This is a genomic window from Brevibacterium aurantiacum, assembly GCF_900169065.1.
GTDB classification, from domain to species: domain Bacteria; phylum Actinomycetota; class Actinomycetes; order Actinomycetales; family Brevibacteriaceae; genus Brevibacterium; species Brevibacterium aurantiacum.
In genome coordinates this window covers 1-18,788 of sequence record NZ_FXZB01000028.1, presented here as the reverse complement: position 1 = coordinate 18,788, position 18,788 = coordinate 1, and the positions used below count along the sequence as shown (strand labels likewise).

The 18,788-nt window shown below is 60.7% G+C and carries 13 protein-coding genes; 10 read left to right on the top strand and 3 right to left on the bottom strand.

Annotated features, from left to right (window positions below; translation table 11 throughout):
- Positions 1-159: 159 nt before the first annotated feature.
- Together BAUR9175_RS16430 and BAUR9175_RS16425 are read left to right on the top strand one after the other, a co-directional pair.
- Positions 160-3,285: a DEAD/DEAH box helicase gene (locus BAUR9175_RS16430; RefSeq protein ID WP_101584557.1), complete on the top strand. Its 3,126-nt coding sequence runs from the start codon at positions 160-162 to the stop codon at positions 3,283-3,285.
- Positions 3,278-4,075 (top strand): SWIM zinc finger family protein, encoded by a 798-nt coding sequence (locus tag BAUR9175_RS16425; RefSeq protein WP_009884116.1) that lies wholly within the window; start codon positions 3,278-3,280, stop codon positions 4,073-4,075. The genes BAUR9175_RS16430 and BAUR9175_RS16425 overlap by 8 nt, the downstream gene beginning before the upstream one ends.
- A 59-nt stretch (positions 4,076-4,134) precedes the next feature.
- Here the strand turns inward: BAUR9175_RS16425 and BAUR9175_RS16420 are convergent, their stop codons facing one another.
- Positions 4,135-4,353, bottom strand: a complete 219-nt coding sequence (locus tag BAUR9175_RS16420) for a hypothetical protein (RefSeq protein ID WP_009884115.1) — start codon at positions 4,351-4,353, stop codon at positions 4,135-4,137.
- Between the two features lie 83 nt (positions 4,354-4,436).
- Here BAUR9175_RS16420 and BAUR9175_RS16415 point away from each other — a divergent pair, with 83 nt between their 5' ends.
- The 5 genes from BAUR9175_RS16415 to BAUR9175_RS16395 all read left to right on the top strand — a co-directional run bounded on the left by BAUR9175_RS16415 (position 4,437) and on the right by BAUR9175_RS16395 (position 10,924).
- Entirely contained in the window at positions 4,437-5,375 is a 939-nt protein-coding gene (locus BAUR9175_RS16415) for a patatin-like phospholipase family protein (protein ID WP_009884114.1), read from the top strand.
- A 109-nt stretch (positions 5,376-5,484) separates the two neighbouring features.
- Positions 5,485-7,548 carry a PQQ-binding-like beta-propeller repeat protein gene (locus BAUR9175_RS16410; RefSeq protein WP_009884113.1) on the top strand — a complete coding sequence of 688 codons (2,064 nt, stop codon included), beginning with the start codon at positions 5,485-5,487 and terminating at the stop codon, positions 7,546-7,548.
- Positions 7,549-7,635: 87 nt separating this feature from the next.
- Positions 7,636-7,995 carry a TA system antitoxin ParD family protein gene (locus BAUR9175_RS16405; RefSeq protein WP_029417373.1) on the top strand — a complete coding sequence of 120 codons (360 nt, stop codon included), beginning with the start codon at positions 7,636-7,638 and terminating at the stop codon, positions 7,993-7,995.
- Positions 7,995-8,570 (top strand): ATPase, encoded by a 576-nt coding sequence (locus BAUR9175_RS16400; protein WP_009884111.1) that lies wholly within the window; start codon positions 7,995-7,997, stop codon positions 8,568-8,570. The genes BAUR9175_RS16405 and BAUR9175_RS16400 overlap by 1 nt, the downstream gene beginning before the upstream one ends.
- Positions 8,567-10,924, top strand: coding sequence for a 2OG-Fe(II) oxygenase (locus BAUR9175_RS16395; protein WP_101584556.1), 2,358 nt, complete (start codon positions 8,567-8,569; stop codon positions 10,922-10,924). Before BAUR9175_RS16400 ends, BAUR9175_RS16395 begins: the two co-directional genes overlap by 4 nt.
- Positions 10,925-11,365: 441 nt before the next feature.
- Here the strand turns inward: BAUR9175_RS16395 and BAUR9175_RS16390 are convergent, their stop codons facing one another.
- Positions 11,366-14,074 (bottom strand): sigma-70 family RNA polymerase sigma factor, encoded by a 2,709-nt coding sequence (locus tag BAUR9175_RS16390; RefSeq protein WP_096177815.1) that lies wholly within the window; start codon positions 14,072-14,074, stop codon positions 11,366-11,368.
- Between the two features lie 275 nt (positions 14,075-14,349).
- Between BAUR9175_RS16390 and BAUR9175_RS16385 the strand changes: the two genes are divergently transcribed.
- The 3 genes from BAUR9175_RS16385 to BAUR9175_RS19975 are packed head-to-tail and all read left to right on the top strand — an operon-like array spanning position 14,350 to position 15,163.
- The gene (locus tag BAUR9175_RS16385) at positions 14,350-14,832 is read left to right on the top strand and encodes an XRE family transcriptional regulator (RefSeq protein WP_096177814.1); all 483 of its coding nucleotides are present in this window, start codon (positions 14,350-14,352) and stop codon (positions 14,830-14,832) included.
- Entirely contained in the window at positions 14,829-15,020 is a 192-nt protein-coding gene (locus BAUR9175_RS19525; protein ID WP_205677262.1) for a HepT-like ribonuclease domain-containing protein, read from the top strand. The genes BAUR9175_RS16385 and BAUR9175_RS19525 overlap by 4 nt, the downstream gene beginning before the upstream one ends.
- A gap of 59 nt (positions 15,021-15,079) precedes the next feature.
- Positions 15,080-15,163, top strand: coding sequence for a hypothetical protein (locus tag BAUR9175_RS19975; protein WP_371860678.1), 84 nt, complete (start codon positions 15,080-15,082; stop codon positions 15,161-15,163).
- Between the two features lie 264 nt (positions 15,164-15,427).
- On the opposite strand, the gene BAUR9175_RS16370 is transcribed toward BAUR9175_RS19975, so the two are convergent.
- Positions 15,428-18,640, bottom strand: a complete 3,213-nt coding sequence (locus BAUR9175_RS16370; RefSeq protein ID WP_096177813.1) for a helicase-related protein — start codon at positions 18,638-18,640, stop codon at positions 15,428-15,430.
- Positions 18,641-18,788 lie beyond the last annotated feature (148 nt).

Sequence of the window (18,788 nt, the reverse complement as noted above, 5' to 3'; positions counted from 1 at the left end):
CGACGCCGACCATCTCGAACTGTTGAGGTGACGCGAGCCGACAAGTGGCAGCATCGATCGTAACCTGCCCCTCACCGGCACTGACAAAGTCCATGATGAGAGCTCGGCAGACTGTATCGTAGATGCGTCGACCGGTGAGCCAGGTGTGAAGGAGTCAGAGTGTACGTTCTGCATGCTTGTGCACTGCCCGATGCCCAGTACGGAATCGACATCGGCATGTGGGCCGAGGACTCCGCCCTCCCGGTCTCGAGCCCCAGCGCAGCAGTGCGCCAAGTCCGCGACCACCCCTTCGCCGTCCCCACCGACTCACTCGCCGACATTCTCGGGCGCTCAGAGGGGGCTCGCAGAACGCCCCAGACTCTCCTGCTTCCATCCCTGCAGCGCTCGCCCTTGGATCCACCCGAGATGGTGCGCATCCAGCCTCGGCGCCGGTCCTCTTCGGCTCCGTCTCTGCTGCCGTGGTCTGTGCCCGTGATGCGGATTCCCGCTTCCGAACTGTCCTCTGTTCTCGACTCGATCCTGGGGGATCAGTCGGAGGTCGACGTGCGACCGGCCGCCTCCGTTCATTATGTTGCTGAACTTCGCCGACATGGCGAGATGCTCGTGGATCGTTCCCGCGTGCTCCCCACCTGTGTCATCGTCGGCCGAGACGACGAAGACGACAATGACACCACCACCACCGAGGTGCAGGCCCGGTGGCGGGTGTTCGCCACCGGTGCCGACGCCGTGACGAACCACGGTCTGGTCCAGACCATGCCGCCGTCCTTTCGCGCCGCCGCACCGGAGACACCGCAGGCCGAGTTGACCCTGGGACTCTTGGACGGCGTCGTCGACGCCCTCGTGCGCCGGCGCCTGCCCGCAAACCTACTGGCACCTCGGCGGGGCCGTCGTCCCTCCACTCTGCCCGCCGCCGAGACGTGGTTCGAGTCACTGACCGGTGATGATGCACGTGTCGACATCGCCCCCGCCGCGGCGGAAGAACTCATCCGTGAACTCGACCCGTGGGTACGCGAAGGAGCGGAGTCACCTGGTCCGGCACAGTTGGTCCTGCGCCTGCGTGATCCTGAACCTGAAGGAGGCGCCCTCACCGAATCGGACGCTGCCGAAGTTCGCTGGCACCTCGACTTCCTCCTGCGCTCACGCAGCGACCAGAGCCTCGTCATCGACGCCTTTCGAGTCTGGGATGACGATGGGAGTCTGGCGAGGTGGCTCGACAAACCCCGCGAGGTGCTGCTGGCCGAACTCGCTCGCGCTCAACGGGTATACCCGGATCTCGAGGCGGGGCTGCGCAGGGCCGAACCGACGGAACTTGAGCTCTCCACCTCGGCGGCCTTCGACTTCCTCAATACTGCAGCGACCGGACTCGCCGAGGCGGGGGTCGAGGTGCAGCTGCCGTCCTGGTGGGGCACGACGCCCAAGGTCGGTCTCAAGCTCCATGCCACACCGACAGACGGCGACCCACAGGAAGCGAAGATCGGCAGGGACGGGCTGGCCAGCTTCGACTGGGCGCTCGCCGTCGGGGACCACGGCCTCAGCGATGACGAGATCGCGGCCCTCATCTTTGCCAAGGCACCCTTGGTGCAGATGCGGGGACAGTGGATTGTCGTCGACCAAGAGCGAATCAGACGTGGACTCGACTTCCTTAAGAACCATGAGGAGGGCCAGATGCCAATCTCCGAGGTGATGACGCTCGCCCTCGGCGATCCTGAGGAACTCGAGACGCCCTTGGAGATCACCTCCGTCGAGGCAGACGGGTGGTTGGGTGACCTGCTCGACGGCACTGCGGCCCAGACCATCGAGACAGTCGACCCACCTGAGGACTTCCGGGCCACACTGCGCCCGTATCAGGCTCGGGGATTGAGCTGGCTGGACTTCCTCGGACGTCTGGGAATCGGCGCCGTCCTCGCCGATGACATGGGTCTCGGCAAGACCGTGCAGCTGCTCGCCCTGGAGGCTACCGCCCGCGCACGCGCCAGCGCCGTTGCTGACCCTGATTCTGCGACCAGTGCCCCGACTCTGTTGCTGTGCCCGATGTCGCTGATCGGCAATTGGGAGGCCGAGGTTGCCAGGTTCGCCCCCAGCTTGCGCATCCTCGTCTACTACGGGTCGGCCCGTCCCCGCGGGGACGCATTTGATGCGGCTCTCGCCGAGTCAGACCTCGTCATCACCACCTACGCCACCGCATCCCGTGACATCGCCGCACTCGAACGCATCGGCTGGGTACGCGTCGTCCTCGACGAAGCACAAGTGATCAAGAACCGCCTCTCCCAGACCACCAAGGCCATCCGGCGTCTGAACGGGGGACAGAAGATCGCGCTGACCGGCACCCCGGTGGAGAACCGGTTGAGCGAACTGTGGTCGATCATGGACTTCGTCAACCCGGGAATGCTTGGCACCCCGGAGAAGTTCCGCGAACGATTCGTCCGTCCGATCGAGGTGAGGGCCGACGAGGAGCGAGCGCACCGCCTGCGTCGGATCACTCGGCCCTATATCTTGCGACGGACGAAGACTGATCCGCGGATCATCGACGATCTGCCGGAGAAGATCGAGATCAAACAGCACTACCGCCTCACGGTCGAACAAGCCTCGCTGTACCAATCCGTCGTCGCCGAGATGATGGGGCGCATCGAGGAATCGAGCGGTATCGAGAGACGTGGACTGGTGCTGGCGGCAATGACGAAACTCAAACAGGTCTGCAACCATCCTGCCCATCTCCTCCACGACGGTTCGGCGATCGGACAGAGGTCGGGCAAACTCGAGAGGTTCGAAGAGATCATGTCCGAGACCCTGGCGGAGGGGGATCGGGTGCTGTGCTTCACCCAGTTCACCGACTTCGGGGAGATGCTCGTGCCTCACCTTGCGGCCAAGTTCGACACCGATGTCGCCTATCTCGCCGGAAGCACCTCGAAGCAGCGTCGCACCCAAATCGTCAAAGACTTCCAGGAACCGGACGGTCCGAAGATCTTTGTGCTCTCCCTCAAAGCCGGAGGCACCGGGCTCAATCTCACCGCTGCCAACCAAGTCGTCCACCTCGACCGCTGGTGGAACCCGGCTGTGGAGAACCAAGCCACGGACCGAGCGTTCCGAATCGGGCAGAAACGCCGGGTGCAAGTGCGCAAGTTCATCGGCATCGGTACCTTGGAGGAGAGGATCGACGCAATTCTCGAGGAGAAGAAGGAGTTGGCCGATATGGTTGTCGGTGAGGGAGAGTCATGGTTGACCGAGATGTCGACGGACAGTCTGCACGACCTTCTCACCTTGTCGAAGGATGCCGTCGGTGAGTAAGTCATTCGGGTCCCGGTTCTATCCGCCTTCGAAGCCGCGCACGGTCGACGGCGGCATCCGTGCGAAATCGAAACGCGGTTCGATGGCCCAGGCCTGGTGGTCGACACGGTTCATCACCGTCCTCGAAGGCATGGGAATGGGCACTCGGCTGACCCGTGGCCGTAACTATGCCCGTCGAGGTCAGGTTCTCGATATCGACCTCGATGCCGGTCTGGTGAATGCGACTGTGCAGGGCTCGCGGGCTCGTCCCTACCGCGTGCGCATCGGACTGCGCGCCTACGGCAAGGCCGAATGGGCGAGCATCGAGGAGAGGATGAACGAGGACGCCTGGTTCGTCGCTCAACTGCTGTCAGGGCAGATGCCCGCCGACATCGAGAAGCTCTTCGACGATGTGGGCCTGACCTTGTTCCCGATCAAGGGCGAGCTCACTCTCGACTGCTCCTGTCCGGACTCTGCGGTGCCGTGCAAGCATGTCGCGGCCGTGGTCTATCTGCTCGCCGAACAGTTCGATGAGGACCCGTTTCGGATCCTCGCCTGGCGAGGACGCGAACGCGAGGACCTTCTCGAGCACCTGCACACCGGGTCGACGGCGGAGAACTCCGCCCCGGTGCCCTTGACCGAGCTCCTCGACGCGTTCTACTTCCAACCTGCTCAGATCGTCCCGCCACGACCGCTCGGGACGGCGGTCTCCGTACTCGAACAGGTGCCGCCAATCGACGTCACGGTGCGCAAGCAGCCCCTCGCCGAGGTGCTCCGTCCCGCCTATGAGGCGCTGGCCGAGGACGGCTGATCAGTGAGGTTGTCCAGAATTCCGCTCACTCCAGCAGCTTGTCACGGTCCAGCACCGTGTCACGGTCTTCGATGATGTCGGCTCGAGCCCACGAAGTCAGCAGTTCCGGTCGCCGGCTCATGAGCGAGCCCGCGGCGGAAGGCTGCCGGGTTGGAACTCGCCGTTCTGTTGAGGGTTCGCAGCACCACTGTGGTCATCTCCTGATCCTGGAAGTGGGCATCGGCGAGGCCGAGGTCGATGTGGTCGACCGGGATCTCGGGGTCAGTGCTGACTGACATCGATGCTCTTGTCTTGGCGGTGACTCCGCCGTCTTTGGGTGCCGGTCAATTACCATCGGGTAGCCTTCTTTAGGATGACGATTATGAAAGGTGCAAGTCAGGTGACGACAGCGGCGGACACGACTCGGATCGGCGATACAGCTCTGATCTTCGAGGGCGGTGGCATGCGGGCGTCGCTGACGAGCGGGATGGTCGTCACGCTGCTCGAAGCTGGCTTGGATTTCGACTGGGTCGCGGGTATCAGCGCCGGGGCCTCAAATGCGGTGAACTACTTGTCCGGTGACGCGCGACGCGCTCGTCGGTCATTCGTCGAGTTCGCCGCCGATGAACAGTTCGGCGGCCTGCGCTATTTCGCTCGTGGGCAGGGCATGTTCAACGCGGAGTACATCTACCAGCAGGCGGGCGGCCCCGACGAGGCGCTGCCGTTCGACTGGGAGTCATTTCAATCGAGTCCTGCAGACATGAGGATTGTCGCGTTCGATGCGGTATCCGGTGATGATGTTGTCTGGTCGCGGAAAGACACTCCTGAGATCGAGGATCTGATGGTCCGTGTACGCGCCTCCTCGACGATGCCTGGGCTGATGCCGCCGGTCCACTTAGACGGGCATGTGTACGTCGACGGGGCGATGGGCGAGGACGGCGGAATCGCTCTGAGTCAGGCACAGATAGAGGGCTTCGAAAAGTTCGTCATCGTGCTCACGCAGGAGCGCTCGTATCGAAAGGCGCCGCAGCGCTTCTCCGCAGTCTACCGGAGCATCTTCCGTCGGTATCCCGCATTGGCGGAGGCGCTGTTGACCCGGTGGGCACGGTACAACGAGACGCGCGAACGGATCTTCGCTCTCGAAGCGGAGGGAAAGGCACACGTCTTCGCTCCTGAGCGGATGCCGGTCGACAATGGCACCCGTGACCTTTCACGCCTCGCCGCTGCTCATCGCATGGGACTGTCCCAGGCCCGCCGCGAGCTGCCCGCGATCCGTGAGTTCGTAGGTGCGTCAGGCAGCCCAGTGCCATCGAGTCGATGAGGACGTGTGCTCCTCCCAATCGTTGACCACAATTGCGATCTGACAACATTTCGGTGATCCACTACAGTTCGTGTAGTCGCGTCAGGGCTTCCTGCTAGATTCACTGAGTATGAGCGACCACCCGAATTCCTATGAATCACAGCCGCCCTCGTCCGAGCAGGGCGCGACGAAGAAATCGAAATCCAAACCCGTCCTGCTCGGCATTGCCGCAGTTGCGGTCGTGGCACTCATCGCTGGAGGCTCCTTCGCCTTCTTCTCCGGGTACAACCCCTTCGGCGATCCGGAACCCGACTACGCTCAGACTCCCAGCCAATCCGATGTCATGGACTTCAGCGGTCTGAGTGCGGACATGCGCCTCAACGGCGCCCCGCTGACTGCCTCTGCCGAAGCCGGTGAGACCTCCCCAGAGATCCTGCGGTTCATCGGGTCAACCACCTCGATTCTTACCCAAGTGGGTGACGATGAAAAGCCCGCCTGGACGGTGTCGATCCCGCACCAGGACATCGACACCGGCGAGACCGCGCCGCTGGACGAGGCGCTCGGCCCGGACGCTTCCGACGACACCTCCGACGACGAGGAGAAACTGGCCGGCACTCCCACCGCATGCCGCGTCTCCGGCGAGGCTGTCCAGTGCGGGGACCGAGCGGTCGCACTCAGCGACGGGTCGATGACGACAGCTGAGAGCAAGGCCGATGTCGACCCCCATCCCGCATCATCGAGGGTTCCTCTCGACATCGAAGATGAAGGAGCAGTGACCGGGCCGGACGATCAGACCTATGACGGTCTGAATCTCGGACCTGAGGCCCATGTCTCGATGATCGCCGGTCCCCAGGCGGGGGAGACCGGACCGTGGGTGGTCTCCGATGGTCATACTCTTGCCGCCGTCGATTCCGACAGCGTCCTGTGGACGCAGGACCTCGATCCCTCCGCCGCCGAGGTGACCGGACTCGGTGACAAACGCGTCACCCCGTCGTGGACAGCCGTCGATGGTGTTCTCATCATCGGAACCTCGGGCGGGGTCAAAGGCCTCGATGTCTCGACCGGTGACCAGCTGTGGGCAGTGTCCGCACCGACCGACGGATTCGCCGTCACCGGCAGTCAGCTGCGCATCCAGCATGAGGGCGCAGTGAGCTCGTTCGATTTCACGGATTCCTCGGACGACGAATCCGTTACGGCGGACAAGGGATTCGATGAGAGCATCTCGGCGCTGCCGGCACCGAAGCTTCCGTCGGAGGACGACATCCGGAACGCGAAGCTGGAGGTCCCTCCTGCCTGTGCAGACTTAACTATGGCCGAGGGAGCGAAGCAGGCATTCGCAGACGGCAAAACCGCAGAAGGAGACTACGGGTCATCGATCGCCATCAATGACGTGACAACGTCGGTGGCCACACCGAAGCCGATGGTGGCTATCGACTTCGTCTGCTATCCGGGTGGGAACTGGGTGACGGATTCGGTCGGTGTCTATGACCAGAAGTTGAACCTCGTCACCTCGATCGAACCGTGGAGCGAGGACTCGGACTTCCAACAGCTTGCCGACTTCAACCGCAGCATCGTCTCCGCGATCGACCTCACCGGCCCCTATATGACAGCGACGGTGAGCAATATAGCCGTCTACGGCGACGAGGAATACAACGCCGCAGAGCGCACAGGCGAAGCGGAACTCCGCTTCGCATGGTCGAAGGGCGGATACGACCCTCAAGATGCGTTGTTCACCGCCGATGGAGAAACTGTCCGGGTGCCGGAGGTCGAAGCAGTTCAGAAGTTCGTCGATGCGGCCGCGAAAGGCGACGATGGCACTGCCGGTGCGATGGCCACTGATGAGGTCATGCGAGACCTGGATATTGTCATCGGGGATGCGTCTGCGAACCCACCGCTGACCTACCGCAACGTGGCTCTCCAGGACGGGACCGAAGTCGATACCTGCGAACTCATCGGAGTCGTGGACGAGGAATACGGGGACTACACCATGAGCAATGGTGTTGGCCTGATGGAAGGAATTGGCGGTTTCGGCGCCGATTCCATCAAAGCCGGCGACGTCATCTGCGGACTGAAAGGGCCAGGCGAGACAATCGACCCGGACGAAGAAGGCAGTTGGTACGCAGCGCACCTGTTGCTGAAGGGCAACGAGGCAGGAGCGGTCAAGGTGTATTCGGTGTCTTCATACACCGGATGAAGTCTGCACATTCGACAATGATCGACCTGCCCTGGAAACGTCGTCCGCCCCTGGAAAACAAGTGTAGCGTCGTACTACAATGGATTCATGAACAGGAGCAGCCAACCGACGAGATTGCCGGCAGACGTCTACGAGTCCGCTGTCGCGGCGGCTAAGGCCGCCTCGAGGACGGTGCCTCAGCAGATTGCGCATTGGGCTCGCATCGGGCGTGAAATGGAATCGTCGCCCACGGTCAACCATCGTCAGATTACGCAGGTCTTGGCCGGAACGAGCTCCTATGACTCGCTCGCCGAAAGAGAACAGGCCATCGTGCGCGAGGCGTGGGAAGAACGCACTCGCACACTGCGAAAGGGGCTGGATTACGCAGCCGGCTTCGACTCAGCCGGTGAGGAGTATTCGGAGCTGGACGAGGACGGCAACCTGGTCGTGCATCGTCCAACGACCTGATGCCGGTTCTGCATCTGCTCGCGGGGCCGAACGGCGCTGGGAAATCAAGCTACGTCCATGACGTCCTGGCACCTGTGACGCATCTGCCGTTTATCAACGCCGACGTCATCGCAGCGCAGAGATGGCCGGACACTCAGCTGGAACATGCCTATGAAGCAGCACGGATCGCAGAGAGGCTAAGGCGGGAATTCATCGCCGAGAAGCGATCATTCATTTCAGAGACCGTGTTCTCGCACCCCAGTAAGGTCCAGCTGGTCACTGATGCTGCCGATGCCGGATTCCTCGTCACACTGCACATCGTCATGGTTCCCGTCGACCTCACGGTTCAGCGAGTGCGCGAGCGTGTGCGTCGCGGGGGGCACGCAGTGCCGGAGCACAAGATCCGGGAGAGATATGAGCGTTTGTGGCAACATGTCGCGGAGACGATCGGAACGGTTGATTCGGCGAACCTGTACGACAACAGCAGCGCTCGCCGACCGTTCCACCTGTGCGCCAGCTTTGAACTCGGAGCACTGGTGGGCTCGCCGGACTGGCCGACCTGGGTCCCTGACCCGCTGAAGAGACTGGGAGAATGATGCCCTCGCAACCGATCGCCGACCGACTCAAGACCCACTTGAGCCGCGTCGGTGCGGACATCGTCCATGCGGCATCGACACGTGTGCCGCCCGATGGCCTCAACATCCTCATTGATCGTGCGCCGTTGTCCTTCCCCATCGGCGAAGACGACATCGCAGCGCTGATCTCGATCGCCGAACCCGCGCACTTCGGCAGTGGCGAGGACACCGTCTTCGACCCCACAGTCCGCGACACCTGGGTGATCGATCCGGCGCACGTCCACCTCGGCGACCCAACCGGCGCCGCGGGGACAGACAACTGGACGGGAGCGCTTAACGAGTCTCTCGGCTGCCTCAGTGCCGCGCTGGGAATTCCTGCCGATGCGACGGTCCGCGCCGAACTCCACTCGATGCTCGTCTATGGGGAGGGGCAGTTCTTCCTGCCGCATCAGGACTCGGAGAAGGACGACTCGATGCTGGCCACACTCGTGGTAGGACTGCCGACCACCCACACCGGTGGCGAACTCGTCGTCGACGACCACGGTGCTGACCGGATCTTCACCGGCGACCCGAACGACATCACACTCGCAGCGTTCTACGCTGACCGACGGCACGAAGTGAAGCCGGTGACGTCAGGTCATCGGGTGACACTGACCTTCAACCTCCTCGTCGACCACCCAGCGGCCGAAGACACGACGGACGACGACCACACGATGACAACCACAGCTGCCGACGACGCCGGCACCGGCGATCCCGTCGACAGCGAACTGAGGGCTCTGATCACCGAATACTTCACCACACCGGTCAAGCCGCGATGGGGTGGCGGGAATGCGACACCTCCCCAGCGGATGGTGTTCCTCCTCGACCACGAATACAGCCGACACGGTCTGAGCCGAACCACGCTCAAGGGCGGCGACCGCCTGCGAGCCGCATGCCTGCTCAGCGCCGCCCGATCTGCCGGCTGCGAAGCGATGCTCGGTCTGAGCGAGATCCACGAAACGCGCGAGGCTGCGATCGACGACCGCGGCGGTTACTACGGCAACCGGTGTGGTCGTTATTGGGACGACGAGAATGAACCCGACATCGAGACTTTCGACACCGATGGCGAACTGCTCGACGGCGTTATCACCTTGAACTGGTGGATGGTTCCCGACAAGGGGATCGGCGAGTCGATCGAATCGCGAGTGGGGGAGGAGGAGACGCTGGCGGTCACCTCCACCCGGCAGCTCACTGCTCATGCGGCCGAATACGAAGGCTATATGGGCAACTACGGCAACACCGTCGACCATTGGTACCGGCGGGCCGCGATCATCCTGTGGCCGATGGAATCGTCGTTCGTTGTTCGTGCCGAGGCCGGTTCTGGATGGGCGCTGCGAACCTTGGCCGATCGGCTGACTCAGGGGCAGATCGCCGAGGCGGCCGCCGATGCGCGGTCGCTCGAGCCGTTCTGGTCGGGAGCCGGTCCCGAGTCGCTCGACCTGGCATTGGAAGTGGCGTTGGGCGTCGAGGACAGAACAGCCGCGACCGTCGTACTCACCCCGTACGGAATTGCGGGTCTGGGTGCAGAGCAAGCGGAGGCGCTGGGCGCGCTGACAGAGAGGTACGGAACGACCTGGCTTCGTGACCTACTGGGTTCGTGGGCATCCTCCGGGCCGCGCTTCACATCGCCCGGAGTCCGTGCCCTGACCGAATGGGTGAACACCTCCATGGCGTCGACGATCGCTGTGTTGCGAACAGGCGAGTCCCCATCGGGTGCGACCGTCGCTGAGGTGTTGATCTCTCATGCGGCAGCCTTCATTCCCCAGCAGGTCGCTTCGGCGGCAAGGCAGATGCCGCCAGCTCAGGCGTGGAGATCATTGGCGGATCTCGGCGGTTTCGTCGCCGAGGTGGTGTCGGCGGCGACGAGGGACCACGCCGCAGCGATCGTCGATGGCCTCGACGGCCTGGGCGGCGATCTGATTCCCTTCTACGTGTCCGTTCTGCAATCGGCGGCGGACCCGGCCGACGAGAACTTCGCCCCCATCGTCGCCGAATGCCGGCGTCGTCTCGAGGCTGAAATTGCGAAGCCTGAACGCGCCGCCGATGACTGGTCGATTCCCTTCTCCGGCTGCGGGTGCGCCGACTGCGATCACTTGGCCGGATTCCTGGCATCGTCGGAGCAGCAATCGCTGACCTGGCCGTTGGCGAAGCCGCGCCGACAACACATTCACAGTGCCATCGATGCGCAGGGTCTGCCGGTGACACATACGACGGAACGGACAGGAAGCCCGCACAAGCTCAAATTGCATAAGACGGACTTGCTCATGAAGGAAGATGCCGCACGGCGGAAGTACTGCGCAGAACAGTTGGCCTGGGTACGGGGACTGAACCGGTGACACCGGCAACGACGACGCAGCGCACTCTGCTGTTTCGCTCGCTGCGTGGCCCGCTATGACGGCTCTTCAGTTTGTGCGACAGCTATCGATGGTCAGCCTTATGCGGGCTGCTGGAATCGTCCAAGAGGCTTGGCGTGTATGTCTGGAGAACCTCATCTGCGCGGATCCCACGATGGTTCTTCACGTTTTTGGAGGTGAAGTCCCTGGTGGGAATGCCACCACTCTATGGGACTCACCCATCTGCAATTCGGTTACCGGGCCAGTGAGAACGGTACAAAGGTGTTAATACTATCGGAAACTCGGCCTGACCGTCTGATTCGTTGCAGGTCAGAGCGCGTACTTTTCGCCTGAGCAGGAACGCAGTGGACCATAGAGCAGCAAATGATTGCGGGCGGCTGGCACCGCTGCCCCTCGGAGACGAGCCTTCAGCCTTTCTCCGCCCTATTTGTCACACTCAGTCGGCTGTGGGTCATCTCCTGCGGTCTGAAGCGTCGAATCGCTGGTCAGAGTTGCCGCCATCGATTTCTTCGGCATAGGCAAGTGGGTTTCAGCGAAGAATGAGTGTGCCTCGAACTGTTCCTTGAGCTTCTCAATTGACTTCTTCTCCAATTGACGGATGCGCTCACGTGTCACCGCGAACCGATTGCCAATGGCATCTAGGGTTTGAGGTGGCTCGCCATTCCACCCGAATCGACGACGAATGATCTCAGCTTCACGAGCAGGCAGACTGTCGACTACGGAGTTGACAGTCTCCAGCAGTTCCACATCGACGATCTTTGTCTCAGGGTCGTCAGTGAATACGTCTGGATCGGCAATGCGGTCGTCGAACGACATCAGGCTCTCGGCATAGTGTCCGTCCCATTGGAGATCGAGGTAACCCTCCAGGGAGGCCGGCTGCATCCGGAGTGCCTGCTCGACTTTCGAATGATCATGGTCGCAAGCGGCACGGGACTCATCATCCCTCATGCAATTCCAGAATTCTGAGACCTTCTCGAAGAGATGGATTGGGAGGCGAATTGTATTGGCAGCGTCCCCGATCCCGCGGTCAATTCCTTGACGAATCCACCAAGTAGCGTAGGTGGAGAACTTGTTACCCTTGGTGTAGTCGAATTTCTGGACCGCTCGGACAAGACCTAGGTTGCCTTCTTGGATGAGATCAAGGAACGCAAGTTTGCTGCGGTTGTATTTTTTGGCAATCGACACGACCAACCTCAGATTGGACGTCACCATCTCGTCATACGCGGCGGCTCCGTCGGCTTCAACCCACTCGAGTGACCTGCGTTCACGCCGGGTCTGATACTGCCCAAGGCTGAGCACGTGTGTCGCATACATGCCGGCTTCGATGCGTTTTGCGACTGCGACTTCTTCGGCGGCACTGAGCAGCGGGTATTGGCCGATCTGCTTGAGGTAGACACCGACGAGGTCATCAGTATCTGTGACACTGCGCAGAAGTTCCTGAGGTTCGTCGTCCGCTTCCTTGACGAGGACGATCTTCTTCGATGTGGGCTGCTCATCTCCGCCGCTCTGATCGGGGAGGTCTTCGGCGAGCAGAGGTGGTGGAACGAAATGCTCGACCGTCGTACCGACGGGCAGGGTCGGCTCTGACGCAGAGCTGCTACCGGGAGCTTCCGGCGGCGCAATTGGTGCTTCAGGCACCGGCCCCCTCAGGAATTTCCGCAGCTCGCGTATCTGCGTTTCGGTGAAATCAGCAATCCGTCGGGCGGAAGGGACAACTGGTCCGAACTGTTGATCGCGATTTTGAGTCTCGTCTTCAATCGTGTTGATCGCATACAGAACGACAAATCGTCCGTGTCGTCCGTCGTTCTTGCGTCGGATAATACGCCCGAGACGCTGAATGGTCTGGCGAGGCTGCTTGCTGCCGGAGAGCACAACTGCGAGATCCGAATCGGGGACATCGATGCCCTCGTCAAGGATGCGAGGAGCACACAGAACCTTCGCGAAACCATTGGCGAACTGCTGCATGGCTCCGCGACGTTCGTGCGGCTTCGACGCCGACGACACAGCCTTGGTCTCAATTCCCGCTCGCTGAAGCAGAAGCGCAGCTTGACTCGATGAATCGACTGTCTGCGAGAAGATGAGACTTCCCTTGGACTCGGCTATCACAGGCGCGATTCCCTCGAGGATCTTCATCTTGTTCTTCGCGTTGGTGAGCACCTGTTGTCGCTTCACGACCGCGTCCAGATACTTCCGGGCCATGAACACAATCGGAGAAGGATCATTCTTCTTCTTGGCGAAAGTTTGGATGGCGACCATAAATTGATCGAACGAAGCCTCCTGAAGATTCAGCTTGTTCTTCAAGGACATGCCGAGTTTGCTGATCGCTGAGCTGGCGACCTGATATTCGCCGCGCTCCGAGTCGGTCAAGCCGATCCCGACAAACGCAATGTCGAATTCGGCGATCACGCCGTCGCGCAGGGCACGCTCATACCACATCTGAAAGACGACGCCACCGAAATAGGGATCGAGAACGGCTGTATTCGCTTTGTCCGGCCTCTGATAGGTCGCGGTCAGACCGAGACGGTAGCGGAAGTCGGATCGCAGAGCCTTCGAAAAGGACTTCGCCGCGTACCGGTGGCACTCGTCTGCAATGAGCAGACCATCCGAATGCTCTTTCAGCAGCTCCGCCCGAGTCGCCGAATTGATGATGGCCACGAGAATGTCGCAAGCGCCGAGGGAATCTCGCCGCCCGTTCCCGAGCGTACCGACATCTGCCTGGGGCAGGGTCTCCATTAGGCGGCGTTGCCATTGTGACTGCAATTCCGCGGTCGGGACCAGAACAAGCACTTTGATGCCCTGGCGGAATGCCTCAAAGGCCGCGGTGATGCCGATCATCGTCTTGCCGGCCCCGGTCACGGCTTCGACGACACCTCGGCATTCTGACTGATGCCATGTGTCGAGGGCTTCCGCCTGCCAGGTCCACAGATGGGGGTTGACTTCGCTGCTGGGCCGGGACGACACGATTCTGACGAAGTGTTCCTCGGTCCGAGGTGCTCGTACGACTGCATCGACTGGTCCCGCCACTGAAGCTCCTATTCGATCAGCGGCCACGGCGGCGCTCGGGTCATCGGAAATGCGCGCAGGGCTGATCAACGTACGGACAGGGACCGGGTGAACAGAACGAGAAGTCATCGTTGTCTCCTTTGTGAAGTGCTTGAAACAACAGTAGACGTAGGTACTGACATAGGGTTTCCGGCTGCGACGTCTCGGCACGTGTAGGCGCCCATTTGCTCCAATTCGGCTGCTAATCGCAGCAGCCGGATCCGTTTCCGCTTGCTTCTGAGGAAGTCTCGAACAATTCGACTAGGCCCTGCTCACTCACGCGGATAGACAGTGCCGGCAGGTCGTCGGGGTGGGCTGTCTGCTGAGCTCGACAGTCGTTATTGCGAATACGCTATAGTGTTGCTATGTCGAGAGCCAGTGCGATGATCCGTCGGGCCCGGGAATACGCGGGTCTGACCCAATCTGTGCTGGCGGAAAGATCAGGGGTCGCGCAAAGCGTCATCAGCTCGTACGAAAAAGGGCGACGTGAGCCATCAGTCTCAGCATTGGACGTCCTGCTGACGGCGGCGGGATTCCGTCTCGTGGTTGAATCCGAACCGGATTCACTGCACGAGGTTCGAACCCACTCCGCTGAGCTCATCGCGAAGCTCGCCGAACTTGGAGGCCACAATATCTCCGTGTTCGGCAGCGTTGCTCGTGGCGATGATCGACCCGACAGCGACGTGGATCTGCTCGTTGACATCGACGATTCAGTCGGCCTATCCAAGTTGATGAAGATGCGATCTGTCGCGGAGCGCATCCTGGGGAGAGAAGTCGACCTCATTCCCCGGAACGGGCTCAAAGCTTCGGTTTCAGCGACGGCGCTGCTCGACGAGGTTCCGCTGTGACAAGTGACCCGAATCTGCGGCTGCTCGACATGCTTTCCGCATGTGAGGCCATCACAAGCTATCTGCAACGTGCTGGTTCTGACGATGACATGCTGTTTGACGCGATGAGAGTTCGGCTGATCGAAATCGGTGAAGCAGCGAAAGATGTGCCTCAGTCTGTGTTCGCCAGCGAGCCTTCGATTCCGTGATCTGAAATCATCCGGATCGCGATTCGCTCGCGCATCGATACTTCGACACATCAAGGACGATCGTCTGGGTGACAGCCCGAGACGACATCCCCGAATTGGAAGCAACAGTCCGCAGGATCGTCGCTAGCCACGGTCGGTCCTGAAGTCGGTGCCGGACAGCTAGAGCATTCGGAGAGTGAACTGGCTGGATATGGCGTCGATCGCTCACGCGGTGGGCTGACGACGAAGATGCACCGTGCCGTCGACGGAAATGGCCGCCCTCTGGCAGCTGTCGTGATCAGGGCGATTTGGACCTGGCAATGGCGATGAACGAGACATGCCGTAGGCGAATCACATGGCCAGACGCAAACGTGACGAACTTGATCGACTGAATGCAACAACCTAAAGATGTGGCGAACTGAGAGTCATCATTCTGGGCGGTCCGAACTCGGTGGTGACAGGTCGATTCTCAAGTTGGACGCATGAGGGCCCAGGAACCGGATGAGCTCCTCTTGCCGGGGTTGTCCTAGGACGAACCGGTATGCGCCGACGGTCCGCACGAGGGAGCGGTAGTGACGGCTTTCTCGGCTCAGAGGCATCGCCGGCACATACCGCTCGATTTTCGCGGCACCGCTCTTCACCCAATAGGGGTCGAGGAGGGAATCGCCCTCAGGTCGCGAAGCCTCGGCAGCCTGAAACATTCGTTCCCACGGATCCCCAGCCGGTTCTCCGACCGCGTGCTCCGAGTATTCGTCGGCAACGTTCTTCCTAACCGCATGGCCCTTGTACCTATGGACGCGACCTTCCCGTTGTTCAAGATCCACAGGGTTAGACGGAAGGTTCCAATGAACGACAGCATGACTATAGGTATGGAAGTCAAGGCCCTCCTGGCCGACAGAAGTGCTTGCGAGGACAAAAGGCCAAAACGGAGAGTTGAAGCCTTCTCTCACTGTGGCTTCACGTTCCGACGCACCTTCGCTTGATTGAACGCGGCCGAAGCGTGCCGCGATATGCGAATTCACCTGTCGCGTTTCGACGGTTGCGCGTCCATGCCGGACACGGATGTCGTGGACGCCGTTCGGCGCGGTCCGAATGGACGCGGCACGCTGAATCTGGTTCGCCAGTCTGTGCGCTTGCTCGGTGGCGGAGACGCCTGTCAGTTCTGCGCTGAGAGTGTGACTGTATTCGTCCAGAACGGCCTGAAGGTTACCGTCGAAACAATACCGAAGGACCTGCCTCCAATATGAATCAGCATCATTGCTCGAGTCATTTGTGGCGCCACGAACGATGGCCATTAAAGTCGGTCGATTGAAGAGGTTGCGCAAGCCAAGTGCTGCGTGCAGAGCGTGCTGCCGCACCTCTGCGTTGTACAGCGCAGAGGCGTCCTCGGATATGCGCGTCATTGCACGCAGCGCGCAGATTCCGGGAGCCGCGGCAGCGACCACTGTGAGCACGGTGGCCAGGTCCTCTGGCGGCGGGCCCATCTCCTCCAACAGCGGGTCGAGAGCCCATCGTGCATGATCAGACAGTCGGCCTCCACCGTCGCCCTCCGACCATGCATCATGGGGAATCTGTGCGGCCCACCCCTCACGGAGTGCAGCAGCGCGATCAAGAAGAAAAGGCGCGACACCGTACCAGCGACGGCGAAGTCCTTCTGCTCCCTTTCGAGGATGGATATCAGCGTCATACAGCATCGCTGTTATCCGGGTTTCCACGTGTTGTCCGTAAGCTTCAAGATCCAACGGCAGTCCCTGCCCAATTTCTTGCGCCACTGCAAGTGGGTCGCCTACTCGGGCAAGGGTGGGCGAAGGGTAGAGCACACTGAGGTTAGGCAGATTTCGAGGTAGATCTCGCTCCGTATCCCACCCGAACCTCAGAGGCGGGGATGCTGTTCGGTCATCGTACGCTCGTCCCCTCTGTGACTCAGAAGGTGATGAAGCAACGGCGAGTCTCTCCATCTCGTAACTTACAAGCGACGCGATTGTCTTTGGAACTACATTCCATGCGGAGAAGATCAGCTTCTTGGTGAAGCGCTGGGCTTCAGCGACCGAATACGCCCCACCTGGTTCGAAGTACGGCAGTGAAGGGCTGATCCATGCCAGCTTCCATGCTCCACTGGATGTGAGATCAGTGATCAGGGCACGCAGTTTCGGATTGGCGGGTTCGACTTGCTTGTAGTTGCGGATCGATGTCCATGGCAGTAGCGAATCTTTATGACTTCGAAGAGTGTTGAGCAGTTCTTCGTCATCAGCTTCCAGCTTGCTGAGGAACTTCTCCTGTGTTTTGTATCCCGTCGTGTCCATCATGTTGTGCGTATATGGGCCCGATCTCCAATATTCAAACGCTCCACCCGTTCCTATTGCACGAGAGATGTCGTCGAGGGCCCGCCATCCTTTGACATCTGAAGGAGTGAGAACGAGGTCGCCGAACACTTTTTCTTCAAGCATCCCGTCCGTGTCGGCAGTGGCGGCAAGGCGCTCTGTTCTGGACATGACTGAACGCAGAGCCTGTTCCGCATCACTTCGAGCACGTTCTGCTCGTTCCACCCCATCGTCACTGTTTAGCAGGATACCCTTCCTCATCAGGCTCAAGGACCGAGCGATCTCCTGCGCTTTCTCCCGTCCGGCCAAGAAGGAAACGGTGTCAATGAAGTCCCGGTAGTGATCGTCGCCATCAGCTTCATCGGGCAGTGTGTACATCTTGTACGGGGTCGCCGAAAGGACCAGGGTCTTGGCTCCTTCGCCGTTGATCACACGCTGTGCCAGCTTCTGGGCCTGAGGAAGGACAACAGAATCGTCGTCCGCGAACAGGTCTTTGAAGCGTTGGAACTCGTCCATAATCACCAGATCAGGCTGAAGTCGCTCAAGAGCCGCACTCGCCATGGCAACGCGCATGCGAGCGATGAACGGATACCGAGAACGACGCAGCTCTTCCGTCCGATGCGGAGTGCGCGCCCATCTCGATTGATGATCGAACAGCTCCTCAAGGAAAGACTGCCCTTCAGATCCTTGCTCATCTTCGAGGTGCGTGCGAAACGAAGCGAGAATGTCAGCTGGCACCGGTTCTTGCCTCTGTGCCCACGAGAGCTCGTCGTCGAAATTTTCGACAGCTGCCCTTCCCGCGAGGTATGACGACCATGATCTCCGTGAGAACTCCCTTTCAGGAAACGCGCCGGTGAGCATTTGGTGAAGGAGGACTCGCTCGGGCACTGTTCCGGCGCCAGTTCCGAAGTTCAGTGATGTTCCCGGTGTGAATGCGATGACCTGCACCCGCTGTTCACGGGCGCTCCCCATAGTTCGCGGAAGCATGGTGAGCCGGTCGGCATTCGTCTGCACGTCGCCGTCAGTGAGCTGAGCCAGTCGCACAAGATTTTGGCGTGCGATTTGCTGATTCGAGCAGATGTAGACGATCGTGATCGGTTTGCCAGTGCGTTCTGAGTCTTCCCAGAGATGGTCGATAGCGCGCGCGGCGACACCTTTCGCGACCATCGTCTTTCCAAGGCCGACCTCGTCCGCGACAAGGAATCTGTTTACTGCATCGTCGTCACTCCACAGGCGCGCATATACGTGTTCAACCGTTGCGCGTTGGAACGGTTTCAGCCCCGCGAGGATTGATTCGACGTCAGGACGCTCTTCACTCATGACAAGCCTTCCGGGGAAACTGCGGGTTAGCGGCATAAATGTGTGTACAGGATAGGCCCCTTCCCCAGTAAACAGTAAGGCAAGACAGGATTAAACATGCTCTGGAAGCATGTTCAGTGTCTCTTCCTAGGAATCAACCCAGGTGTGG